The 15,908-nt window shown below is 64.4% G+C and carries 18 protein-coding genes and 2 tRNA genes; 7 read left to right on the top strand and 13 right to left on the bottom strand.

The window, feature by feature from the left end:
• The first annotated feature begins 181 nt into the window (after nt 1-181).
• From DVK00_RS05550 to DVK00_RS05540, 3 genes are all read left to right on the top strand, one after another.
• Nucleotides 182-1,228 (top strand): CARDB domain-containing protein, encoded by a 1,047-nt coding sequence (locus tag DVK00_RS05550; RefSeq protein WP_121577394.1) that lies wholly within the window; start codon nt 182-184, stop codon nt 1,226-1,228.
• Between the two features lie 57 nt (nt 1,229-1,285).
• Nucleotides 1,286-1,951 carry a TrkA family potassium uptake protein gene (locus tag DVK00_RS05545; RefSeq protein WP_101351224.1) on the top strand — a complete coding sequence of 222 codons (666 nt, stop codon included), beginning with the start codon at nt 1,286-1,288 and terminating at the stop codon, nt 1,949-1,951.
• Between the two features lie 380 nt (nt 1,952-2,331).
• Nucleotides 2,332-2,808, top strand: a complete 477-nt coding sequence (locus DVK00_RS05540) for a hypothetical protein (RefSeq protein ID WP_121535726.1) — start codon at nt 2,332-2,334, stop codon at nt 2,806-2,808.
• Between the two features lie 7 nt (nt 2,809-2,815).
• On the opposite strand, the gene DVK00_RS05535 is transcribed toward DVK00_RS05540, so the two are convergent.
• The 10 genes from DVK00_RS05535 to DVK00_RS05495 form a co-directional block, all read right to left on the bottom strand.
• On the bottom strand, nt 2,816-4,519 hold the full coding sequence (locus DVK00_RS05535; RefSeq protein ID WP_121577393.1) for a methyl-accepting chemotaxis protein: 1,704 nt from the start codon (nt 4,517-4,519) through the stop codon (nt 2,816-2,818).
• Between the two features lie 132 nt (nt 4,520-4,651).
• The gene (locus DVK00_RS05530; protein WP_121577392.1) at nt 4,652-5,449 is read right to left on the bottom strand and encodes an SDR family oxidoreductase; all 798 of its coding nucleotides are present in this window, start codon (nt 5,447-5,449) and stop codon (nt 4,652-4,654) included.
• On the bottom strand, nt 5,439-6,107 hold the full coding sequence (locus tag DVK00_RS05525; RefSeq protein WP_101351220.1) for a non-canonical purine NTP pyrophosphatase: 669 nt from the start codon (nt 6,105-6,107) through the stop codon (nt 5,439-5,441). The genes DVK00_RS05530 and DVK00_RS05525 overlap by 11 nt, the downstream gene beginning before the upstream one ends.
• Before the next feature lie 45 nt (nt 6,108-6,152).
• Nucleotides 6,153-6,428, bottom strand: coding sequence for a DUF5808 domain-containing protein (locus DVK00_RS05520; RefSeq protein ID WP_004590574.1), 276 nt, complete (start codon nt 6,426-6,428; stop codon nt 6,153-6,155).
• 275 nt (nt 6,429-6,703) lie between these two features.
• A complete protein-coding gene (locus tag DVK00_RS05515) occupies nt 6,704-8,353 on the bottom strand; it encodes a bifunctional N(6)-L-threonylcarbamoyladenine synthase/serine/threonine protein kinase (protein WP_121577391.1) in 1,650 nt (549 codons plus the stop codon).
• Nucleotides 8,354-8,362: 9 nt separating this feature from the next.
• Nucleotides 8,363-8,497: a 30S ribosomal protein S27ae gene (locus DVK00_RS05510; protein ID WP_004516109.1), complete on the bottom strand. Its 135-nt coding sequence runs from the start codon at nt 8,495-8,497 to the stop codon at nt 8,363-8,365.
• Nucleotides 8,498-8,806, bottom strand: a complete 309-nt coding sequence (locus DVK00_RS05505) for a 30S ribosomal protein S24e (RefSeq protein WP_053966642.1) — start codon at nt 8,804-8,806, stop codon at nt 8,498-8,500. It abuts the gene before it with no gap.
• Between the two features lie 185 nt (nt 8,807-8,991).
• A complete protein-coding gene (locus DVK00_RS05500) occupies nt 8,992-9,999 on the bottom strand; it encodes an AAA family ATPase (RefSeq protein ID WP_121577390.1) in 1,008 nt (335 codons plus the stop codon).
• Between the two features lie 150 nt (nt 10,000-10,149).
• Nucleotides 10,150-10,290: a hypothetical protein gene (locus DVK00_RS21600; protein WP_198560195.1), complete on the bottom strand. Its 141-nt coding sequence runs from the start codon at nt 10,288-10,290 to the stop codon at nt 10,150-10,152.
• A 327-nt stretch (nt 10,291-10,617) separates the two neighbouring features.
• Nucleotides 10,618-10,688 (bottom strand) — tRNA-Gly (locus DVK00_RS05495).
• Nucleotides 10,689-10,853: 165 nt separating this feature from the next.
• On the opposite strand from DVK00_RS05495, the gene DVK00_RS05490 reads away from it, so the two are divergent.
• The gene (locus DVK00_RS05490; RefSeq protein ID WP_101351217.1) at nt 10,854-11,687 is read left to right on the top strand and encodes an NAD+ synthase; all 834 of its coding nucleotides are present in this window, start codon (nt 10,854-10,856) and stop codon (nt 11,685-11,687) included.
• Between the two features lie 6 nt (nt 11,688-11,693).
• On the opposite strand, the gene DVK00_RS05485 is transcribed toward DVK00_RS05490, so the two are convergent.
• Nucleotides 11,694-12,464 carry a DUF3105 domain-containing protein gene (locus tag DVK00_RS05485; RefSeq protein ID WP_121577389.1) on the bottom strand — a complete coding sequence of 257 codons (771 nt, stop codon included), beginning with the start codon at nt 12,462-12,464 and terminating at the stop codon, nt 11,694-11,696.
• 38 nt (nt 12,465-12,502) lie between these two features.
• A complete protein-coding gene (locus tag DVK00_RS05480; RefSeq protein ID WP_121577388.1) occupies nt 12,503-13,177 on the bottom strand; it encodes an enoyl-CoA hydratase/isomerase family protein in 675 nt (224 codons plus the stop codon).
• Nucleotides 13,178-13,237: 60 nt separating this feature from the next.
• Here DVK00_RS05480 and DVK00_RS05475 point away from each other — a divergent pair, with 60 nt between their 5' ends.
• From DVK00_RS05475 to DVK00_RS05465, 3 genes are all read left to right on the top strand, one after another.
• Nucleotides 13,238-13,894, top strand: a complete 657-nt coding sequence (locus DVK00_RS05475) for a hypothetical protein (RefSeq protein ID WP_101351214.1) — start codon at nt 13,238-13,240, stop codon at nt 13,892-13,894.
• Between the two features lie 67 nt (nt 13,895-13,961).
• A tRNA-Thr gene (locus tag DVK00_RS05470) sits at nt 13,962-14,033 on the top strand.
• A 352-nt stretch (nt 14,034-14,385) separates the two neighbouring features.
• Nucleotides 14,386-15,393, top strand: coding sequence for a restriction endonuclease (locus DVK00_RS05465; RefSeq protein WP_101351213.1), 1,008 nt, complete (start codon nt 14,386-14,388; stop codon nt 15,391-15,393).
• 37 nt (nt 15,394-15,430) lie between these two features.
• Here the strand turns inward: DVK00_RS05465 and DVK00_RS05460 are convergent, their stop codons facing one another.
• Nucleotides 15,431-15,874: an acyl-CoA thioesterase gene (locus DVK00_RS05460; protein WP_101351212.1), complete on the bottom strand. Its 444-nt coding sequence runs from the start codon at nt 15,872-15,874 to the stop codon at nt 15,431-15,433.
• Nucleotides 15,875-15,908: the final 34 nt, after the last annotated feature.

Here is a 15,908-nt window from a genome sequence, read left to right as displayed (position 1 = left end):
TTAATCACCGGCAAAAATTTTTAATACCACGTATCTATCGCTCAATCTCACTTTCCCGAGCCAGCAGTCACAGCGAACGGCTTAGCAGGTTATTATTCTCTGCTGAACTGTCTCGCCGGTTTATGTGTCGTTCACCCGTCGAACAGTTCGCATTGCCTGCCGATCACCGCAGAATCGAACCATGATACGAACTCGCACACTCGCCGTTTTCGCTGCGCTCCTCGTCGTCGGCGGCCTCACCGCACAGGTCGGGGCCGTACCGGGCGTGACAGCGCAACAGGAATCGCCGTCAGAACAAGCCGCGAACACGGGGGTCACTCTCGATTCCCTGACCGCACCCCAGAGCGTCGCTCCCAACTCGACTGCTGACGTGGCCGCGACGGTCACGAACAATCAAAACACCGCGGTGACTGAATCCGTGGCGTTCCGGTTCGACGGGGCCGTCGTCGACCGGACGCTCGTCACACTTGAGCCTAACGAGAGCGCAACCGTTCAGTTCTCGGCGGACACGACCGGCATCGAACCCGGTGACTACCGCCACGGTGTCTTCACCAGCGACGACGGACAGGTCGCCGCGGTTACCATCTCTGACTCGTTCACGCTGGAGAGCCTCGACGCACCGACGAACGCCACCGCCGGTGACAACGTCACGGTCACCGCAACTGTCGCCAACCCGAACGAGTTCAACACGACCCAGAGCGTCGAGTTCCGACTGAACGGCCAGCCGCTGGTCTCTGAGTCCGTGAGCCTCGACGCGAACGAATCTGCTGACGTGACGTTTACCGTCGACACGACCGGTGTCGGGCCGGACACGTACATCCATAGCGTCTTCACGCGCGACGACGGTGCGTTCGCCGAGATCACTATCGAGCCACCAGCGAATGAGACCGAAGAGCCACCAGCGAACGAGACCGAAGAGCCACCAGCGAACGAAACTGAAGAGCCACCAGCCAACGAAACTGAAGAGCCACCAGCCAACGAAACTGAAGAGCCACCAGCGAACGAGACCGAAGAGCCACCAGCGAACGAGACCGAAGAGCCGCCCGCCGACGAAACTGAAGAGCCGCCCGCCGACGAAACTGAAGAGCCGCCCGCCGACGAAACTGAAGAGCCGCCCGCCGACGAAACTGAAGAACCGCCAGCCAATGAGACTGAGGAGGCTGACGAAGGCGACGAAACTGACGAAACGGACAACGGGACTGAAGGAAACGCGACGTCAGAAAGCTAAGCCCCGTCACCCTGTCACCCGTTCACATTTTTAATGGTGGCCGTCGTACCGTAGTCCATGAAGTTCGTTATCGTTGGCTATGGCCGCGTCGGCATCCGGACCGCACGGATTCTGCAAAGCGAGGGCCACGAAGTCGTTATCGTCGACAACGACCCTGTGAAGGTCGAACGGGCCAGGGAAACCGGATTCGAGACTATCCAGGGTGATGGCAACGAGGAAAGCGTCCTCGTCGATGCCGGCATCGAAAGCGCAGACGCTATCGGCGGCCTCACGGGCGATCTGAACACGAACTTCACTGCCTGTATGATCGGCAAAGAGTTCGGCTGTCGAACTGTTCTACGAATCGACGCCGACTACCGCGAGGAAATCTACGAGAAGTACGCCGCTGACGTAGACGAGATAATCTACCCCGAGCGGCTGGGCGCGGCCGGCGCGAAGACGGCACTGCTTGGCGGTGACTTCAACGTTCTCGCCGACCTGACCGAACAGCTATCGGTCGCGAGTATCCGAATCCCCGATGACTCGCCGTTCGTCGGCAAACGAGTCGTTGAGGTGGACCTCCCCGGCGACGCCCGCATCTACGCCCACGGAAAGGATCACGAACCGATGACGATTCCGCTCCCACAGACCGAGATCGAGCCCGGCGACAGCGTCGCCATTATGGCCGACCCCGGCGGGCTGGACGACATCCGGGCAACGCTCCGGGGCGACGCATCAGCCTGAAACTTCCCGGGTCCGCTCTGCCGCAGTCGCTCTCAGACTGACAGTTTCGCTGTCTTCGACGAAAGCCGGGGGGAAGTAGGATATGAAAGGGAGGATCGCGGTGTCCGGGCGCGCCTGGGGAGGATAGGATGGCACGCAGTGTCACCGACATCCACTGCAGCCGTGGAAGCGCGCCCGTACCGGGTGGAATGCTACCGGTAGGCATAAATGCCCGTCAGACAGGCGCGCGACAGACGACAGACGGCACGGGTTTTTCATCGTTCGACCACTGCCTTCTCGTATGACCTGGGCGACGCTGTTTGAACGCGCGGCAGACCACCAGACTACGGTCGACGCTGTCTGTGCGGCCCTTGAAGCGCACCGCGCGGAGGACAAAGACGATGCATGAGCCGTCGCCAGCGCGTGTCGTCGCCGATGCTGATGTCCTCGCCGCCGACCTGCTGTGTGGGCCAGACAGCGATGCCCGTGCCGCTATCGACCACGTCCGCCGGCACTCGTGGGTCACGCTCGTCGCGAGCGACCACCTGTTAGATGATGCCGCTGCCGTCATCACCGACCTTGCTGACGCCGATCTGGCGGCCGACTGGCGGGCGCGGATCGAACCCGGCTGTGATATTGTCGACCACCCGGCCGGAGACCATCCCGCGCTGGCCTCGGCTTACCGGGGCGGCGCACAGCACCTCCTGTCCTATGCGGACGACCTGCGTAGCGCCCGGACCAGCGCGTCGCTCAACCGTCATATGTCCCTGAGTGTCAGACCGCCGGATGCCTTTGCTCGCCTGTTCGATCCGGAGTCACTGTATCCCGTCGTCGAGAACGGCGAGTATCCCGGTCCAGATCGGGACCCACGCGCATAGCGAGTCATCAGTCGTCAGCGGTCGTTATCGTGGGTGCAGAAACGGTCCTCGATGGCCCTGCTGCGTCCTCTGTAACCTCGAACTCCGCAAGCACCTCACGCAACTCGTCGGTCTGTGTTGCCATCTCCTGTACCTCGGTGGTCACTTCGGTAATCGTCGCGGTCTGTTCCTCTGTCGCGGCGGCAACGGCCTCTGACTCCTCGTTTGTCTGCTCGCTCACTTCGGCGACCTCGTCGACCATATCGACGACCTCCTGCGTGGTTTCCGCCTGCTCGGCGGTGGCTCCCGATATCTCCTGAATCGAGGCGTTGACCTCGCCGAGCACGTCGACGATGTCCTCGAAGTCCCGGAGCGCCGACTCGATTGTCGCGGCGCTGTCGGTCACCTGCTGGTTCGTCGCCTCCACGTCGCTGACGGTCTCGCTGGCCTCGTGCTGGACTGCCTGTATCCGGTCTGATACGTCTGTTGCGGCGTCGCGGGTCTCTTCTGCGAGTGTTTTCACCTCGTCGGCGACGACGGCGAACCCGTCCCCGCTTGCGTCCGCGCGGGCCGCCTCGATGGAGGCGTTCAGTGCGAGCATGTTGGTCTGCTCGGCGATGTCTGTGATGACCTCGACGATGTCGTCGATCTCGCTGATCTGGTCGACCAGACTTTCGACCGCAACGGCGATATCGTCGATACGGGCCTCCATCTCGTCGAGTTCGTCGATCGCCTGCTCGGCGTCCGCGCGTCCCTCGCGCCCTCGCTGTGTCGCCTTCTCGGCGGTGTCGGCCGCGTTCTCGGCGGTCGCAGCGATCTCTTCGACGGTGGCAGACAGCGTGTTCATCTCGGAAGCGACGTCGTCGTGACGTGACGCCTGCTGGCTGGCACCAGCCGAGATTTCCTGAATCGACCGGGAAATCTCGTCGCTCGCGTCGTCAATCTCTTCGATGCTTCGGGTGACGTGATCGCTCGTCTCGTCGACGTCCTCTGCGAACGCGGCGACGGTTGCCACCGTCCCTCCGAGCGTCGTCACGAGGTCGTTGTAGTTCTCGACGACGGCGTCGAACTGCTCGTCGTCGGCGTCGAAGTCCTCGTCTATCGTGGCCGTCAGGTCCCCGTCTTTTGCCCGTTCAGCGGCGTCACCGAAGGCGACGACGAGGTCGTTAAGCGCCTGGGAGCGCCGTTCGAGGTCGCTGGTCATCGTCTGGAGTTCGGTGGTATAATCGTCCATACTAGCGGCCATCTTCTCCAGCGACTGCCCGAAGGTCCCGGGCACGTCCTCGTCGAGAACGTCGGCGTCGAACTCCTGCCGGGAGAGCGCGTCGGCCTGTTCAGACACTGTCAGCAGATAGGATTGCATCGAGCGAAACGAGGAGAGCAGTTCGGCGACCTCGTCGTCGCGCTCGCTCTCGGGCAGTTCCACGTCGAGTTCGCCAGCCGCGATATGGTCCGCACCCGCGGCCATCGCTGTGATGGGTTCGACGAAGTCCTCGCGGGTAATGAACACCGTGTTGGCGAACGCGACGATAGCGCCAGCAAGCAACACGCCCGTGACGACGAACCGGACGGTCCCGCTGGCGACAAGCGAGACAACTGCCAGTGCGACAGACGCGGCAAACTGCAGACCGACGGCCGCGAGCACTTTCCGCTCGACTGAACCGGAGACACCGAAAATATCGAGTGATCCACGTATCACCGACTTGTACTGTTCGACGAGGGCTGTGAGCATACGCTCCTTTTTTTTACACTGTATAATAAGGTTCGAGTCCAATTCTCGGAGATTGAAAAGGAACCGGCGGACGAAAACCAGACAGGAGACGAGACGAACACTGGATTCAACGGCAGTCTCGGAACTGATTCTCTACCTGTCTTGGTTGACCAGCGCTGCAACGCGCCGGACGACCCAGCGCGGTGTCACCCGCACCAATCGGTCGATAAGCCGCATCGACCGCCGCGGAATGACGACAGTCTCACCAGCCGCGGCCCCGGTATACGCCGCCGATGCGACGGCCTCGGGCGAGTTCGTGGCAACCGACCCAACCGTCGAGTCCGTCATCCCTGCTCGCTCCTGAAACTCTGTGTCGACTGGGCCGGGACAAACCACCGTCACGTCGACCGGTGTTTCCCGGCATTCCTCTGCGAGCGCTTCGCTGAAGCTGTTGATGTACGCTTTGCTTGCGTAGTAGCCGGCGAGGTTCGGCCCCGGCTGGAATCCGGCGACTGAACCTATATTGATAACCGCACCGCCATCGTCGAACTCGTCGATGAATAGTCGGGTCAATTCGACCGGGAGCATGACGTTCAGGCGCAACTGCGTCCGCTCTTCCGACAGATCACTTTCGGCGAACGGGCCGTATGTCCCCACGCCGACGTTGTTAACGAGGACATCAATGGTTAGACCGCGCTCGGTCACCTCCTCGTACAGCGATTCGGCGGCCGTCGCGTGGTCGAGGTCCATCACAATAGAGGTCGCTGTGACTCCCCTTGTTTCGAGGTCCTCGGCCAGCCGCTCCAGTTTCCGCTCGCTCCGGGCGACCAGCACTACGTCGTGGCCGCGTGCCGCGAACTCACGCGCTAACGCTTCGCCGATGCCCGCCGATGTACCGGTTGTCAACGCGGTGCCGCCGGTCCCGACGACCGACACGTCGCTACCGCTCACCGTACCACTCCGCGAACTTCGCCAGCGCTCGCCCACGGTGGGAGATGGCGTTCTTCTGCTCGGTGCTCATCTCCGCGAAGGTCGTCCCGTCGTGTTCGAAGATGGGGTCGAAGCCGAACCCACCCTCGCCGCGCGGGGCGACGATTTCGCCGTTCACACGCCCTTCGAACAGCTTTACCGGCACTGTCTCGCTGCTCTTTGCGCTCCCGTCGTGAACCTGCTCGTCAGTCGTCGCTGCGCCGCGGGCGTCGGCCGACAGGTCCTGTCCGCGCCGGGCCTCGCGGTCGATGCCGTCCGGGTCCGGCGTCGCCTCGAAGCCCTCGCCGTCGCAGTAGGCGATGACTGTTTTGAACGCCGCGCCGCGGTCGTCCTCTGGTTCGGTCATGCGCCACACGCGCTCGACGCCGACCGTGTCCTCGACGTACGAGGAGTACGGCCCGGGGAACCCATCGAAAGCGTCGATGAACAGCCCCGCATCGTCGACGATGACCGGCCCGCCCGCTGCGTGATAGGCCGCTCGTGCCCCCTCTGCCGCGACCGTTCGCAGGTCGTCGGCCTGGACCTCCGGGTAGTCGAAGTCGAACTGCTGGACATCGTCGTCGAGATACTCGGTCGCCTCCCGGACTTTCCCGGGGTTAGTCGTGACAAAATTGAGCATACCGGCATACAGCGGCCGGCAATAAAAGAGCCGTCGAAACAGCGGTCAGTCGACAACGACTTCGACCGGCTCGTCCTCGCTCTCGGACTCGAACTCCTCGCTGCTGCCGCCGCGTTCGAGGTACAGCATCACGCCAGCGACCGCCAGCACGACCCACGAGCGCCAGTTCGCCAGGTTCAGCGTGTAGCCGATGCCGAACGGTTTTTCGACCAGCATGTCATCGCCCGGCTTCCAGTAGGCCGACACCAACCGCTTGAGGCTCGGTCGTTCGAAGTTGTACGGCACGCCGAACAACGTTCCCGACTGGGGTTTTTCTGCCATACTGCGTTCTACTCGGGCCGAGGTTAAACCATTTGTCCACCACCTTCTTCGTCGTCACCGTTCCTCGCTCGCTTCGCTCGCTGCGGGGACGGCTCTCTGCTCACGGGCGCGAAGCGCCCGTTCGCACGGTCAGCGGGACCTTCAGTCCCGCTTGACTCGAAAAACGCGGGCGAAAAAAAGCGCGAATCGCGGAGCGATTCGCGTGAGATCGCGGCCGGAGGCCGCGGTATGCTTGCTCCGCCGACCGCAACTCAGCACCGCCCGTGGTTCATATCCTACTGATATCGGCCACGACCCTCGATGTCGTCGAGGCTGGCGAACACCGAATCGGCGTGGTCGCTCTCCGTTCGATAGGCGTCTTCGGCTGCCGACAGCAGCGTCTCGGGGTCGTCCGCGGTGCCGGCGAGCGACTGGGCGAGGACGTGGAGGTCCATCGCGTGGTCCTCTGCCTCCTGCGTGTAGTAGCCGAGGCCGAAATCGATGAGGAAGGTTCGGTCCGCCTGCCCGCTCCGGCCACCGACCCGGACGTTCCGCGTCGTCGGGTCGCCGTGGACGAAGCCGGCGTCGTGGATGCGGGCGAGCCAGCGGCCCACGTCGGCGACCCGCGACTCGGACAGCCCCTCGCGGAGGTCGGTCTCGCCGACGCGCTGGAAGACGATGCGGGCGTCCTGCGGGTCCACGTCCCGGACCAGCGGCGTCGGGACGCCGTGGCGGCGCGCCTCGCTGGTGAGCCGGGCTTCCTGTCTGGTGCGTTCGGTTCGCAGCCGCTCGTCCAGTGTTGGATGGCGGTAGCTCCGCGGCACTCGCTCTTTGATAACGCGGTCCCCGTCGAAGCGGACGGTCGCCTCCGCGCCCTGGACTTCGTCGTCCGCCGCCCGATAGCTGTCCACCGACTCTTCGGTCCCGCGCCAGGTGACGGCCACCTCGTCGGGCCGGAAGTTCGAGTCGATACGGGAGTCCTCGATAGCGATGGTGTCGCCGGCCGCGTACATCTTCGCGCCCAGAATCGCTATCATCCCGGCGTTGTCCCGCAGGAAGCGGTGTTCGGGGGCGTAAAACGTTGCGCCGCGTTGCTCGCACATCTCGCCGAGCATCCGCTGGAGGCGGTCGTTCTGGCCGACGCCGCCGCCGAGCACCAGTTCGTCGGCACCGGTCAGCGACAGCGCCCGCTCGGCCACCTCCGTCAGCATGGCGAAGATGGTCTCCTCCATGCCGCGACAGACATCGTCCACTGGGACGCCGTCGTCGACGGCCTGCTTGGCGGCGCTCATGATGCCCGAGAAGGAGAAGTCCATCCCCTTGACCACGTAGGGCAGTTCGTGGTACTCGCCGTCGCGGGCGTGTCTTTCGACCTTCGGTCCGCCGGGGTGGGACCAGCCGACGTGGCGCGTGAACTTGTCGATGGCGTTGCCGACGCCGGTGTCCATCGTCTCGCCCAGCACCCGGTACCGGCCGTTCCGATAGCCCAGGATGTGGGCGTTCGCGCCGGAGGCGTTGAGACACACCGGCGAGTCGAAGCCCGACCGGTGGCGGCCCACTTCGAGGTGGGCGACCATGTGGTTCACGCCGACTAGCGGCACGTCGAACCGCTGGGCGACCGCCCGAGCGGCTGTGGCGACGATACGCAGGCAGGGGCCAAGTCCCGGGCCACGAGCGAAGGCCACCGCGTCGATTGGCGCGCTGTCGTCCCCGTTTGCACCGCCAGCCCGCTCGTGTGCGTGTTCGATGGCCATCTCGACAACGGTCGGAATGGCCTCGCCCATGTGTTCGGCGGCCTCGCGCGGGTGGATGCCGCCGCTATCCGGCGCGTAGGCGTCAGTCTCGATAAAAACGTGGTCGTCGTCGGTCGCCCGGGCCGGGTCCGGCGTCTCGAACACCGCAGCACTGGCTGCCCAGGCGGTTCCTTCGATACCCAGAACGCGCATCGGGCGGCCTTACTTCCACTCGGTGTAGCCGCACTTCCCGCAGTGCTGGCGGTCCTCGTGTTCGGCGAGGACGGTGTCGCCACACCGGGGACAGGTCTCGCGGTCGAGTTCGCCGTCGTCGTTGTAGTACTCGTTGTGTGGCATCTATGCTTCCTCCGCTTCCTCTTCGCCGTCGGCAACAATCTTGTTGCGTTCGAGCATGTGGTCTTGCTCGACGTCACGGGCGTACTCGGGGCTGTCGTAGACCTTCGCGTAGCCGACCGTCTTCCGCATGCCGAACTTGGTGTCGAGCTTGTGGATGACGACTTCCTCGGCGTCCTTGTTCAGCGTGGCCGCAAGAGAGTCGCGGACAGAGAGACGGGAGGGGGTGGCTTCGTCGTGGACGACCTCGAACCGGACGTCCGTGCGGTGCAACATGGGATTCTCGTCTTCTTCGATGATGTCGATATCCATGGTTCGTTGTCCGTATCTACCCGCCGAAGCGCGTAAAAGGATTTCGAACCGGTTGACGCCGTCTCCGTCCGCGATTCCGTGTCACCGCGCCGTGGCCCGGTTCAGCGGTGGGGCAGGAACGTGTTATACCGGCTAGCTGTGTCCGGTACAGCGCTTCCAGAGCGATAGCGGCCGGACCACATCCCTCATCGCTCGCCAAGCTGTGCGAGGAGATGTGAGAGGTGAATTCGCTCGTTCGCCGCATCGACGAGTGCCATATCTGTCTCGCCGGCCAGTCGGTGGACCTCCGCGAGTCGGTCCCCGGAGTAGCGCGACCGGGCCACGTCCAGCATGTCGTCGAGGATATCGGACGCGCCGTACCCTTCATCGACGAGCAGGTCGTCCAGCGTCGACCGCGCGTCGGTAAAGCGCCCGTCCTCGGCCGCCTTGACCATCTGCTCGACCTGGTCATCGGCCTCGACGGCGTTCAGCGTCTCGAAGGCGGCGTCCATCGTCACTTCGCCCTCCGCCTCGGCGGTCGTCTGAGCGGCCAGCACGGCCGTCCGGAGGTCCCCCTCCGCGTAGCCGGCGACGTACTCGATGCCGTCGTCGTCGTGGTCGACCTCCTCCGCGGTGACGATGTCCTCAAGTACCGACACCGTCTCCTCGTGGGTCGGCTCGCGCATCACGACCGGGAAACACCGCGAGCGGATCGGCGGAATAACAGCAGAGGGCTGGCGCGTCGCAATGACGAACTGCGTCGCCTCGTAGTACTGCTCCATCACTCGGCGCAGCGCCTGCTGGAAGTCCTCGCGCATCCCCTCGGCGTTGTCCAGCAGGATGGTCTTGTAGCTGCCCGACACCGGCGAGTAGCTTGCCGACTCCTTGAGAACGTGGTTGATGAGGTCGGCTTTCGAGGACTCGCGCCGTCGCTTGCTGTCGATGAACGACGCGAACCGCGGGTCGTTGGCGACCTCCTTTTTTGTCATGCCGAACACGTCGGCCATATTGAGTTCGGTGAAGTCCGCGTCGGGATTCTCGTGGACCTCTCGGGCAAAAGCCCGGACAGCGGCCGTCTTCCCGCTGCCTTTCGGCCCATGGACCAGGAGGTTCATCGGCTTCTCGATGGCTCCCTGTAGGTGCTCGCGGGCCTTCGGCTGGCGGATATCCGACAACTCCGGGGCGTGTGTCTCCGTCCACAGCGGCGCGTCCATCTGTTGGCACTGGGTATGCCCGGCCCCGACAAGTATTCCGCGGTCCGCGGGTTCACGCCGAGTGACCTCACTCGCCACAGCAGAACAGGACGGGGCGCTGATTGCCCCAGCTATCGGCTCGCACGCACACGAAGCGACCGAGACGGCCGGTTACGAGTCCATGCGTTCGGCCTCGGGCTGCCACCCGCACTCCACGCACTCGAACTCCCCGTCGGCTGTCTTGATTACCGGCTCGTTGCATTCCTTACACTCCAGCAGGGGGTTGTGTGGCCGAGTGGATGGTCGAGGCATATGTTAACGTGATTCACATTCTTCGGACATAACTGTTCACCCTACGTACCTAGAACCCTCCGCAGGGCTGTCCGTGCGTGCCCCGTTTCGGCTCTCCCTGTCGGTTTCGGGCGGTTCGCAGTACAATTCGCTGGCCGGGAGTGAGCACTCACAGAGCGATTGCGAACATCGGGCGGGAAGCGACCGAAGGAAGTGCGCCGGCCGGGAGTGAGCAATCGCAGAGCGATTGCGAACATCGGGCGGGAAGCGACCGAAGGAAGTGCGCCGGCCGGGAGTGAGCAATCGCAGAGCGATTGCGAACATCGGGCGGGAAGCGACCGAAGGAAGTGCGCCGGCCGGGAATTGAACCCGGGCTATTGCCTTGGGAAGGCAATGTCCTACCACTGGACCACCGGCGCTCGGTGACCGGGGCTTGCGGCCCCTGCGGGACCGCCAACCGCCGGCGTGCTTCGTACCGGACTGTCAACAGCGGCCGCACTTGAACGTAGCGTTTTGACTGGACGCGCGTCCGAAAATATCACGTCGATAGATGGGTATTAGTTCCGCCCGTCCAACCAGTAGACATGGCAACGGCCGAATCCATTGTCCGTGCCGATGAGCCGCTGGACCTGTCGTTTTCCGACGCCGAGCTGGAGGCGCACCGCGACCACATCACCTCGTTCATCACGGACCAGGTCGACGCCGCCGGCGTCGACACCGTCGTGATGGGGCTGTCGGGGGGCATCGACAGCACGCTCGTCTCCCATCTGGCCGTCGAGGCGCTCGGCCGCGACGCCGTCCACGGGCTCGTGATGCCCAGCGAGGCCAACCGCGCGGACAACATGAGCGACGCCGAGCGGGTCGCAAACGACCTGCTCGGCATCGAGTACGACGTCATCGAAATCAACCCGCTGGTCGACGCGTTCCTCGACGCCTATCCAGACGCTGAGGGCGACCAGCTTGCCGTCGGCAATCTCCGGGTTCGCTGTCGAGCGGTGCTGAACTATCTCGCCGGCAACCACGAACAGGCGCTGGTACTGGGGACTGGAAACCGGAGCGAGGCATTGGTCGGCTACTACACGAAATACGGCGACGGTGCGGTCGACTGCCACCCTATCGCGCCCTTGTACAAACAACAGGTCCGACAGCTGGCGAAACACGTCGGCGTCCCCGACGACCTCGCCGAAAAGACCGCGAGCGCCGAGATGTGGGCCGGGCAAACTGACGCCGACGAGATGGGGATGGACTACGACACGCTCGACTCCATCCTCGCCCTGCACGTCGACGGCGGCGTCCCGGCGGCCGCGACGGCCGACCACGTCGGCGTCCCGACGGACGCCGTCGAGACGGTCCGCGAGATGCACGAGTCGAGCGCCCACAAGCGAGCGATGCCGCCGGGTCCGGACCCGCTGTACTGAGTCACCTCAGCGGACCGGGTTCTCCGGGCCGCGACCCAGGTACTCCGAGAGGAACGCGTGGACGGTCTCGGCGTCGTAGCCGTCCATCGTCAGCTCGTGTCGCCACGCCGTCATGACGTAGGGTGCGCGGGGGTCGTCGCTGGGGTTCGGGACGACGACGACGCTCCGCCAAGTGCCGGTGTGTGTGCTGGAAAAACCCCGAAGACTCTCTCTGGCTCCGGGCGATATCTCGTCGGGGTCGTAGTAGACGATGACCGCGCCGTGTTCGAGCGTGTGGACGAGCGAGCCAAGCAACGGCGTCGCCTCGTAGAAGCCCGCACCCACCGTCGACGCATAGTGTGTCCCGGAGAGCGGCGGAACCCGCTGATAGTCGATGGCGCTGCCCTCTTCGACGTGGTTGGCACCCCGGTCCGGGAACTGCTGGACGCCGGCCAGACGGTCGCTGTCGCCGGTCTCGTTGAGCGACGACGCCTCGATTCCGGAGGCTTCGACCGTGGAAAGGGGCTGTGCGCCTGCGGTCCCGACCAGATTTGCGCCACTTCCGCCATCACCGCCACTCAGCTGGGTCACGTACGCCGTGAGCCCGACGGCGAACAGGACGACGACGCCGATAACGATGGGGCCGACCGGAAGGGCGTTCCCGTCTGCGCCGCCGGTCTGTGCCTCGACGCGCCGACGGTCGATAGCCCCCAACTCGCCGTCGTGGGCGTCGGCGAGGTGGTCGAGGTAGGCGTCCTCGCCGTCGAACGATTCCGAGCAATACTCACAGTCGACCATTGCCAACCCGTATGCGAGGCGGCGTCTTGTACCCTTGCCTACTCGGTCTTTGCGTTGAGATCGGCGAAGGCCTGCTGCTCGCGCCGCTCCTGTGTCTCCTTGTCCGCGTCGTCTCGGATCCGTGTTTTCAGCACTCGAAGCGCGTCCCCGTCGACGCCCGCCAACTCCTCAGCGACGGCCCGTGGCTCCGTAGTGATCCGCGAAACCAGCCCCATCCGCAGCGCCGTCTTTGCGTCGAGCGTTCGGCCGGAAAGTGCGATGTCTAAGGCGTCGCCTGTCCCGACGACCTCGGGGAGCCGTGCCGTCCCCCCCCACGCGCCGAACAGCCCGAGTTTGACACCGGTTTCGGCCAGGGTCGCGTCGGGCGTGGCCACCCGGATGTCACAGCCCAGCGCCAGTTCGACGCCGCCGCCCCGCGCCGCGCCGTCGATACCAGCAACAACGGCCCCGTCGTAGGATTCCAGTGCGTGAGCGACCCGCTGGCCCAGCGCCGCGAACGTCTCGGCGCTCTCCGAATCGAGGGCCTTGACTTCGGTAAGGTCCGCGCCGGCACAGAACGCCTCGCCAGCGCCGTGGAGATACAGCACCGACTCGGTCGCTGCTTCGATTGCTGCCTCGAGGTCACGCAGCGCCGCGCTGGTGAGCGCGTTGCGCTGGTCGGGCCGGTCGAGCGTCAGGGTCCGGATACCATCGCTGCTCGTGGTCTGTACCATGCCTGCTGTGACTCTGCGGTTTCCAAAGGTCTTTGCCCTTCCCGTCGCTAGACCCTCATAATGGAGGAAGTGGCGGCAGTTCGCCGAGCGGCGTTGGCGGCAGTCGACGATGTCGAGCCTGACCGGCTTCACGAGCGGATCGACGCTCGCCTGGACGACGCGTCGCTGGCGCCCGGCGTCCTGACGCTCGTCAGCGCGGGCGCGACCAGCGACCCACCGGTCGATCTGGCTGACGGCGTCGCTGACCGAGCCGCTGGCGTCCAGCTCATCTACGAGGGGCTCTCGCTCACTCGGCAACTGGCCCGGGACGACCCCTGGGTCAGCGGTGACCGCGACACCGCCGACTTGGATATCCTTATCGCGGATATCCTCGTCTCACGTGGCTTCTACCTGCTCGCCAGAACCGAGGCCGCCGACGCTGCTGTCGCTGTCGTCCGTTCGTTCGGCCACGACCAGACAGTCCGTCAGACGACCGACGACGAAAGCCTCGACACCGCGCTGGAAACGGACATTCTGGAACTCGCCGTGGTCGCTGGCGTCACTGCCGCCGGCATCCGACCTACCCCGACGCTTCGCGAGTACGCGACCGAGCTGGCCGTCGACGGCCTCCCGTCGAACGCCGACCTGCTCGGTGAGGAGGTCGCTGACGCGCTCCGAGCGCGAGCCGGGGCCGAACAGCCAACCGGCGACGGGACCGAGGCCGCCGCCGACCACTGAGACTAACCGACACACCGGCCCCGAATCGAAACGACTTTAGACAATTGCCGGATACACATTGATGCGTGCCTGGGTAGCTTAGCGGTAAAGCGCGTCCTTGGTAAGGACGAGACCCCGGATTCAAATTCCGGCCTAGGCTTTTTCCAAGCGAATGACCCAGAGCGCCAGCGATGGGTCCGGAACGCGTGAAACGCTGGACGCGGGATTTGAATCTCTGGAGGGCCAGCAACGCGACGCTGCCTCCGGTTCAAATCCCGCTCCGGGCGTTCCTATTGTGAACAATCCCCACGAGCACCGCTTAGCGTGTGCTCGTCATCGTGAGCGATGAAGCGCACAACAGGGATTTGAACCCTGGAAGTCGCAGCGCCGAACGGAGTGAGGCGACCGTCTTCCGTCGGTTCAAATCCCGGCCGGCTCGATTCTGAAGCGCATCGCCGCGGCCACCGAAACCATGCCCGGCGCTTATGTGAGCGTGGCCGCTGGTGAGAGATATGCAAGCCGCGGCTATGCAAGACCATCTCCGAGACAGGATGTACGAGGTGTCACCGGAGCAGTTCGAGATTCTGTGCAAGATGGTCCTCAGCCGCCGCCTCGATACGGAGTCGATGCAGGTAACAGCGTTCCGGCAGGACGACGGTATCGACGTCGAGGGCGTCATTGAGGAGGATGTCGTCCGGGTGTTGTTCGGCGCGCAGGTCAAGCGATACGACGAGGGCAACACGGTTAGCAACGGGCACGTACAGCGGTTCAGTGGGGCACTGACGCAAGGGAACTACCAGACGGGAACCTATCTCACCTCCAGTTCGTTCACAGGGCCGGCGAGACGAGCGGCCGAGAACCTTCAGATACACCTCGTCGACGGGGAGCAACTCGCGGCAACGATGGTCAGCAACAACATCGGTGTTGCGGAGAGGGGCAGTGGCTACGAGCTACAGCCGGCCTTTTGGGACGCGCTGACTGAACCGGAGCGGACCGATACGATTCCCTCTAACGAGGTACCGCTTGCCAATAGTTTCGAATCGCTTCGGGAGTTCCTGGCGGCCATCGACGAGACGGGCGGCACTAGAGCGGAAATCAACCGCGCGGTTCCGGAGTTTGATTCGCGGCACGCTGATCTCTATGGCACTGCAGGCTGGCTGTTGGGGTTTGTACACGAGGACACGCCGACGGCGGTCGACGGTCGTGAGGTCCGTCGCTGGGGGTTGACCAAGAACGGCGTCGAGTACCTCCGCCTGCACGAGTCGGGTGACACCGAAGCGGCCCGTGAGCGACTCATCGCTGGCCTTCGACAGGTCGAAGTTGTCGACCGCCTTGCGACGGTGATAGCGGAGCGCGGGTCTCTCTCGCACGATGAGCTGAAGGCGGTACTGGCTGCCGAGACGGACCTGTCCGAGTCGAGCGTGGCTCGCCGAGCGAGTACGCTCGGCCAGTGGCTCACCGTACTCCCAGAGATAGCCGAGCGGCCCGAAGGCCGTAGCAAGAAGTTCGTCAGCGTCTAAGTGTTGGCCGGCGCGCCTCCCAGCCGACTGACTCGCCTCAGTCTCGCTCGGGTTCCTCGGCCAGCGCTCTGTCCCGCAGTTCACGGCACTCCTCGCTTTCGGCGGTCAGTTCGGGGACGGGCGTCGGTTCCCCGTCGTCGACGGCGACGAAGGTGGCGTACGCGCTGGTCGTCTCTTCTGTTTCGCCCGTGTGTGGCTCCTCGCGGGCAACCTCGATGCGGACCCGGACGCTAGTTCGGCCAGTAGCGTAGGCGTATGACTCGATGAGTGCGGTGTCACCGATGGGTATCGGGCGCTCGAAGTCGACGCGAGACATCTGTGCGGTCACGCAGGTCTCTCTGGCGGCCCGCATAGCCGACATCGCGCCGATTTCGTCCATCCACTTCATGACGATGCCGCCGTGGGCGCTCTGGTAGTTGTTCGCGTGAGTCGGCTGGACGCGCTCGCGGTTGACGATGTGCGTCTCGGCGATGGTCGGCATACCTCCACGTAGCGTCTGTTGCGGCAAAACGGTG

It is taken from the genome of Haloarcula sp. Atlit-47R (genome assembly GCF_003665985.1).
Classification (GTDB): domain Archaea; phylum Halobacteriota; class Halobacteria; order Halobacteriales; family Haloarculaceae; genus Haloarcula; species Haloarcula taiwanensis.
The sequence above is the reverse complement of the archived record's forward strand: the minus strand, read 5'-3'. Positions and strand labels throughout refer to the sequence as shown.

Excerpts from the sequence above, each read along its gene's own strand:
- DVK00_RS05550 (WP_121577394.1), top strand. The coding sequence starts at position 182 with ATGATACGAACTCGCACACTCGCCGTTTTCGCTGCGCTCCTCGTCGTC.
- DVK00_RS05545 (WP_101351224.1), top strand. The coding sequence starts at position 1,286 with ATGAAGTTCGTTATCGTTGGCTATGGCCGCGTCGGCATCCGGACCGCA.
- DVK00_RS05540 (WP_121535726.1), top strand. The coding sequence starts at position 2,332 with ATGCATGAGCCGTCGCCAGCGCGTGTCGTCGCCGATGCTGATGTCCTC.
- DVK00_RS05535 (WP_121577393.1), bottom strand. The coding sequence starts at position 4,519 with ATGCTCACAGCCCTCGTCGAACAGTACAAGTCGGTGATACGTGGATCA.
- DVK00_RS05525 (WP_101351220.1), bottom strand. The coding sequence starts at position 6,107 with ATGCTCAATTTTGTCACGACTAACCCCGGGAAAGTCCGGGAGGCGACC.
- DVK00_RS05520 (WP_004590574.1), bottom strand. The coding sequence starts at position 6,428 with ATGGCAGAAAAACCCCAGTCGGGAACGTTGTTCGGCGTGCCGTACAAC.
- DVK00_RS05515 (WP_121577391.1), bottom strand. The coding sequence starts at position 8,353 with ATGCGCGTTCTGGGTATCGAAGGAACCGCCTGGGCAGCCAGTGCTGCG.
- DVK00_RS05510 (WP_004516109.1), bottom strand. The coding sequence starts at position 8,497 with ATGCCACACAACGAGTACTACAACGACGACGGCGAACTCGACCGCGAG.
- DVK00_RS05505 (WP_053966642.1), bottom strand. The coding sequence starts at position 8,806 with ATGGATATCGACATCATCGAAGAAGACGAGAATCCCATGTTGCACCGC.
- DVK00_RS05500 (WP_121577390.1), bottom strand. The coding sequence starts at position 9,999 with ATGGACGCGCCGCTGTGGACGGAGACACACGCCCCGGAGTTGTCGGAT.
- DVK00_RS21600 (WP_198560195.1), bottom strand. The coding sequence starts at position 10,290 with ATGCCTCGACCATCCACTCGGCCACACAACCCCCTGCTGGAGTGTAAG.
- DVK00_RS05490 (WP_101351217.1), top strand. The coding sequence starts at position 10,854 with ATGGCAACGGCCGAATCCATTGTCCGTGCCGATGAGCCGCTGGACCTG.
- DVK00_RS05485 (WP_121577389.1), bottom strand. The coding sequence starts at position 12,464 with ATGGTCGACTGTGAGTATTGCTCGGAATCGTTCGACGGCGAGGACGCC.
- DVK00_RS05480 (WP_121577388.1), bottom strand. The coding sequence starts at position 13,177 with ATGGTACAGACCACGAGCAGCGATGGTATCCGGACCCTGACGCTCGAC.
- DVK00_RS05475 (WP_101351214.1), top strand. The coding sequence starts at position 13,238 with ATGGAGGAAGTGGCGGCAGTTCGCCGAGCGGCGTTGGCGGCAGTCGAC.
- DVK00_RS05465 (WP_101351213.1), top strand. The coding sequence starts at position 14,386 with ATGCAAGCCGCGGCTATGCAAGACCATCTCCGAGACAGGATGTACGAG.
- DVK00_RS05460 (WP_101351212.1), bottom strand. The coding sequence starts at position 15,874 with ATGCCGACCATCGCCGAGACGCACATCGTCAACCGCGAGCGCGTCCAG.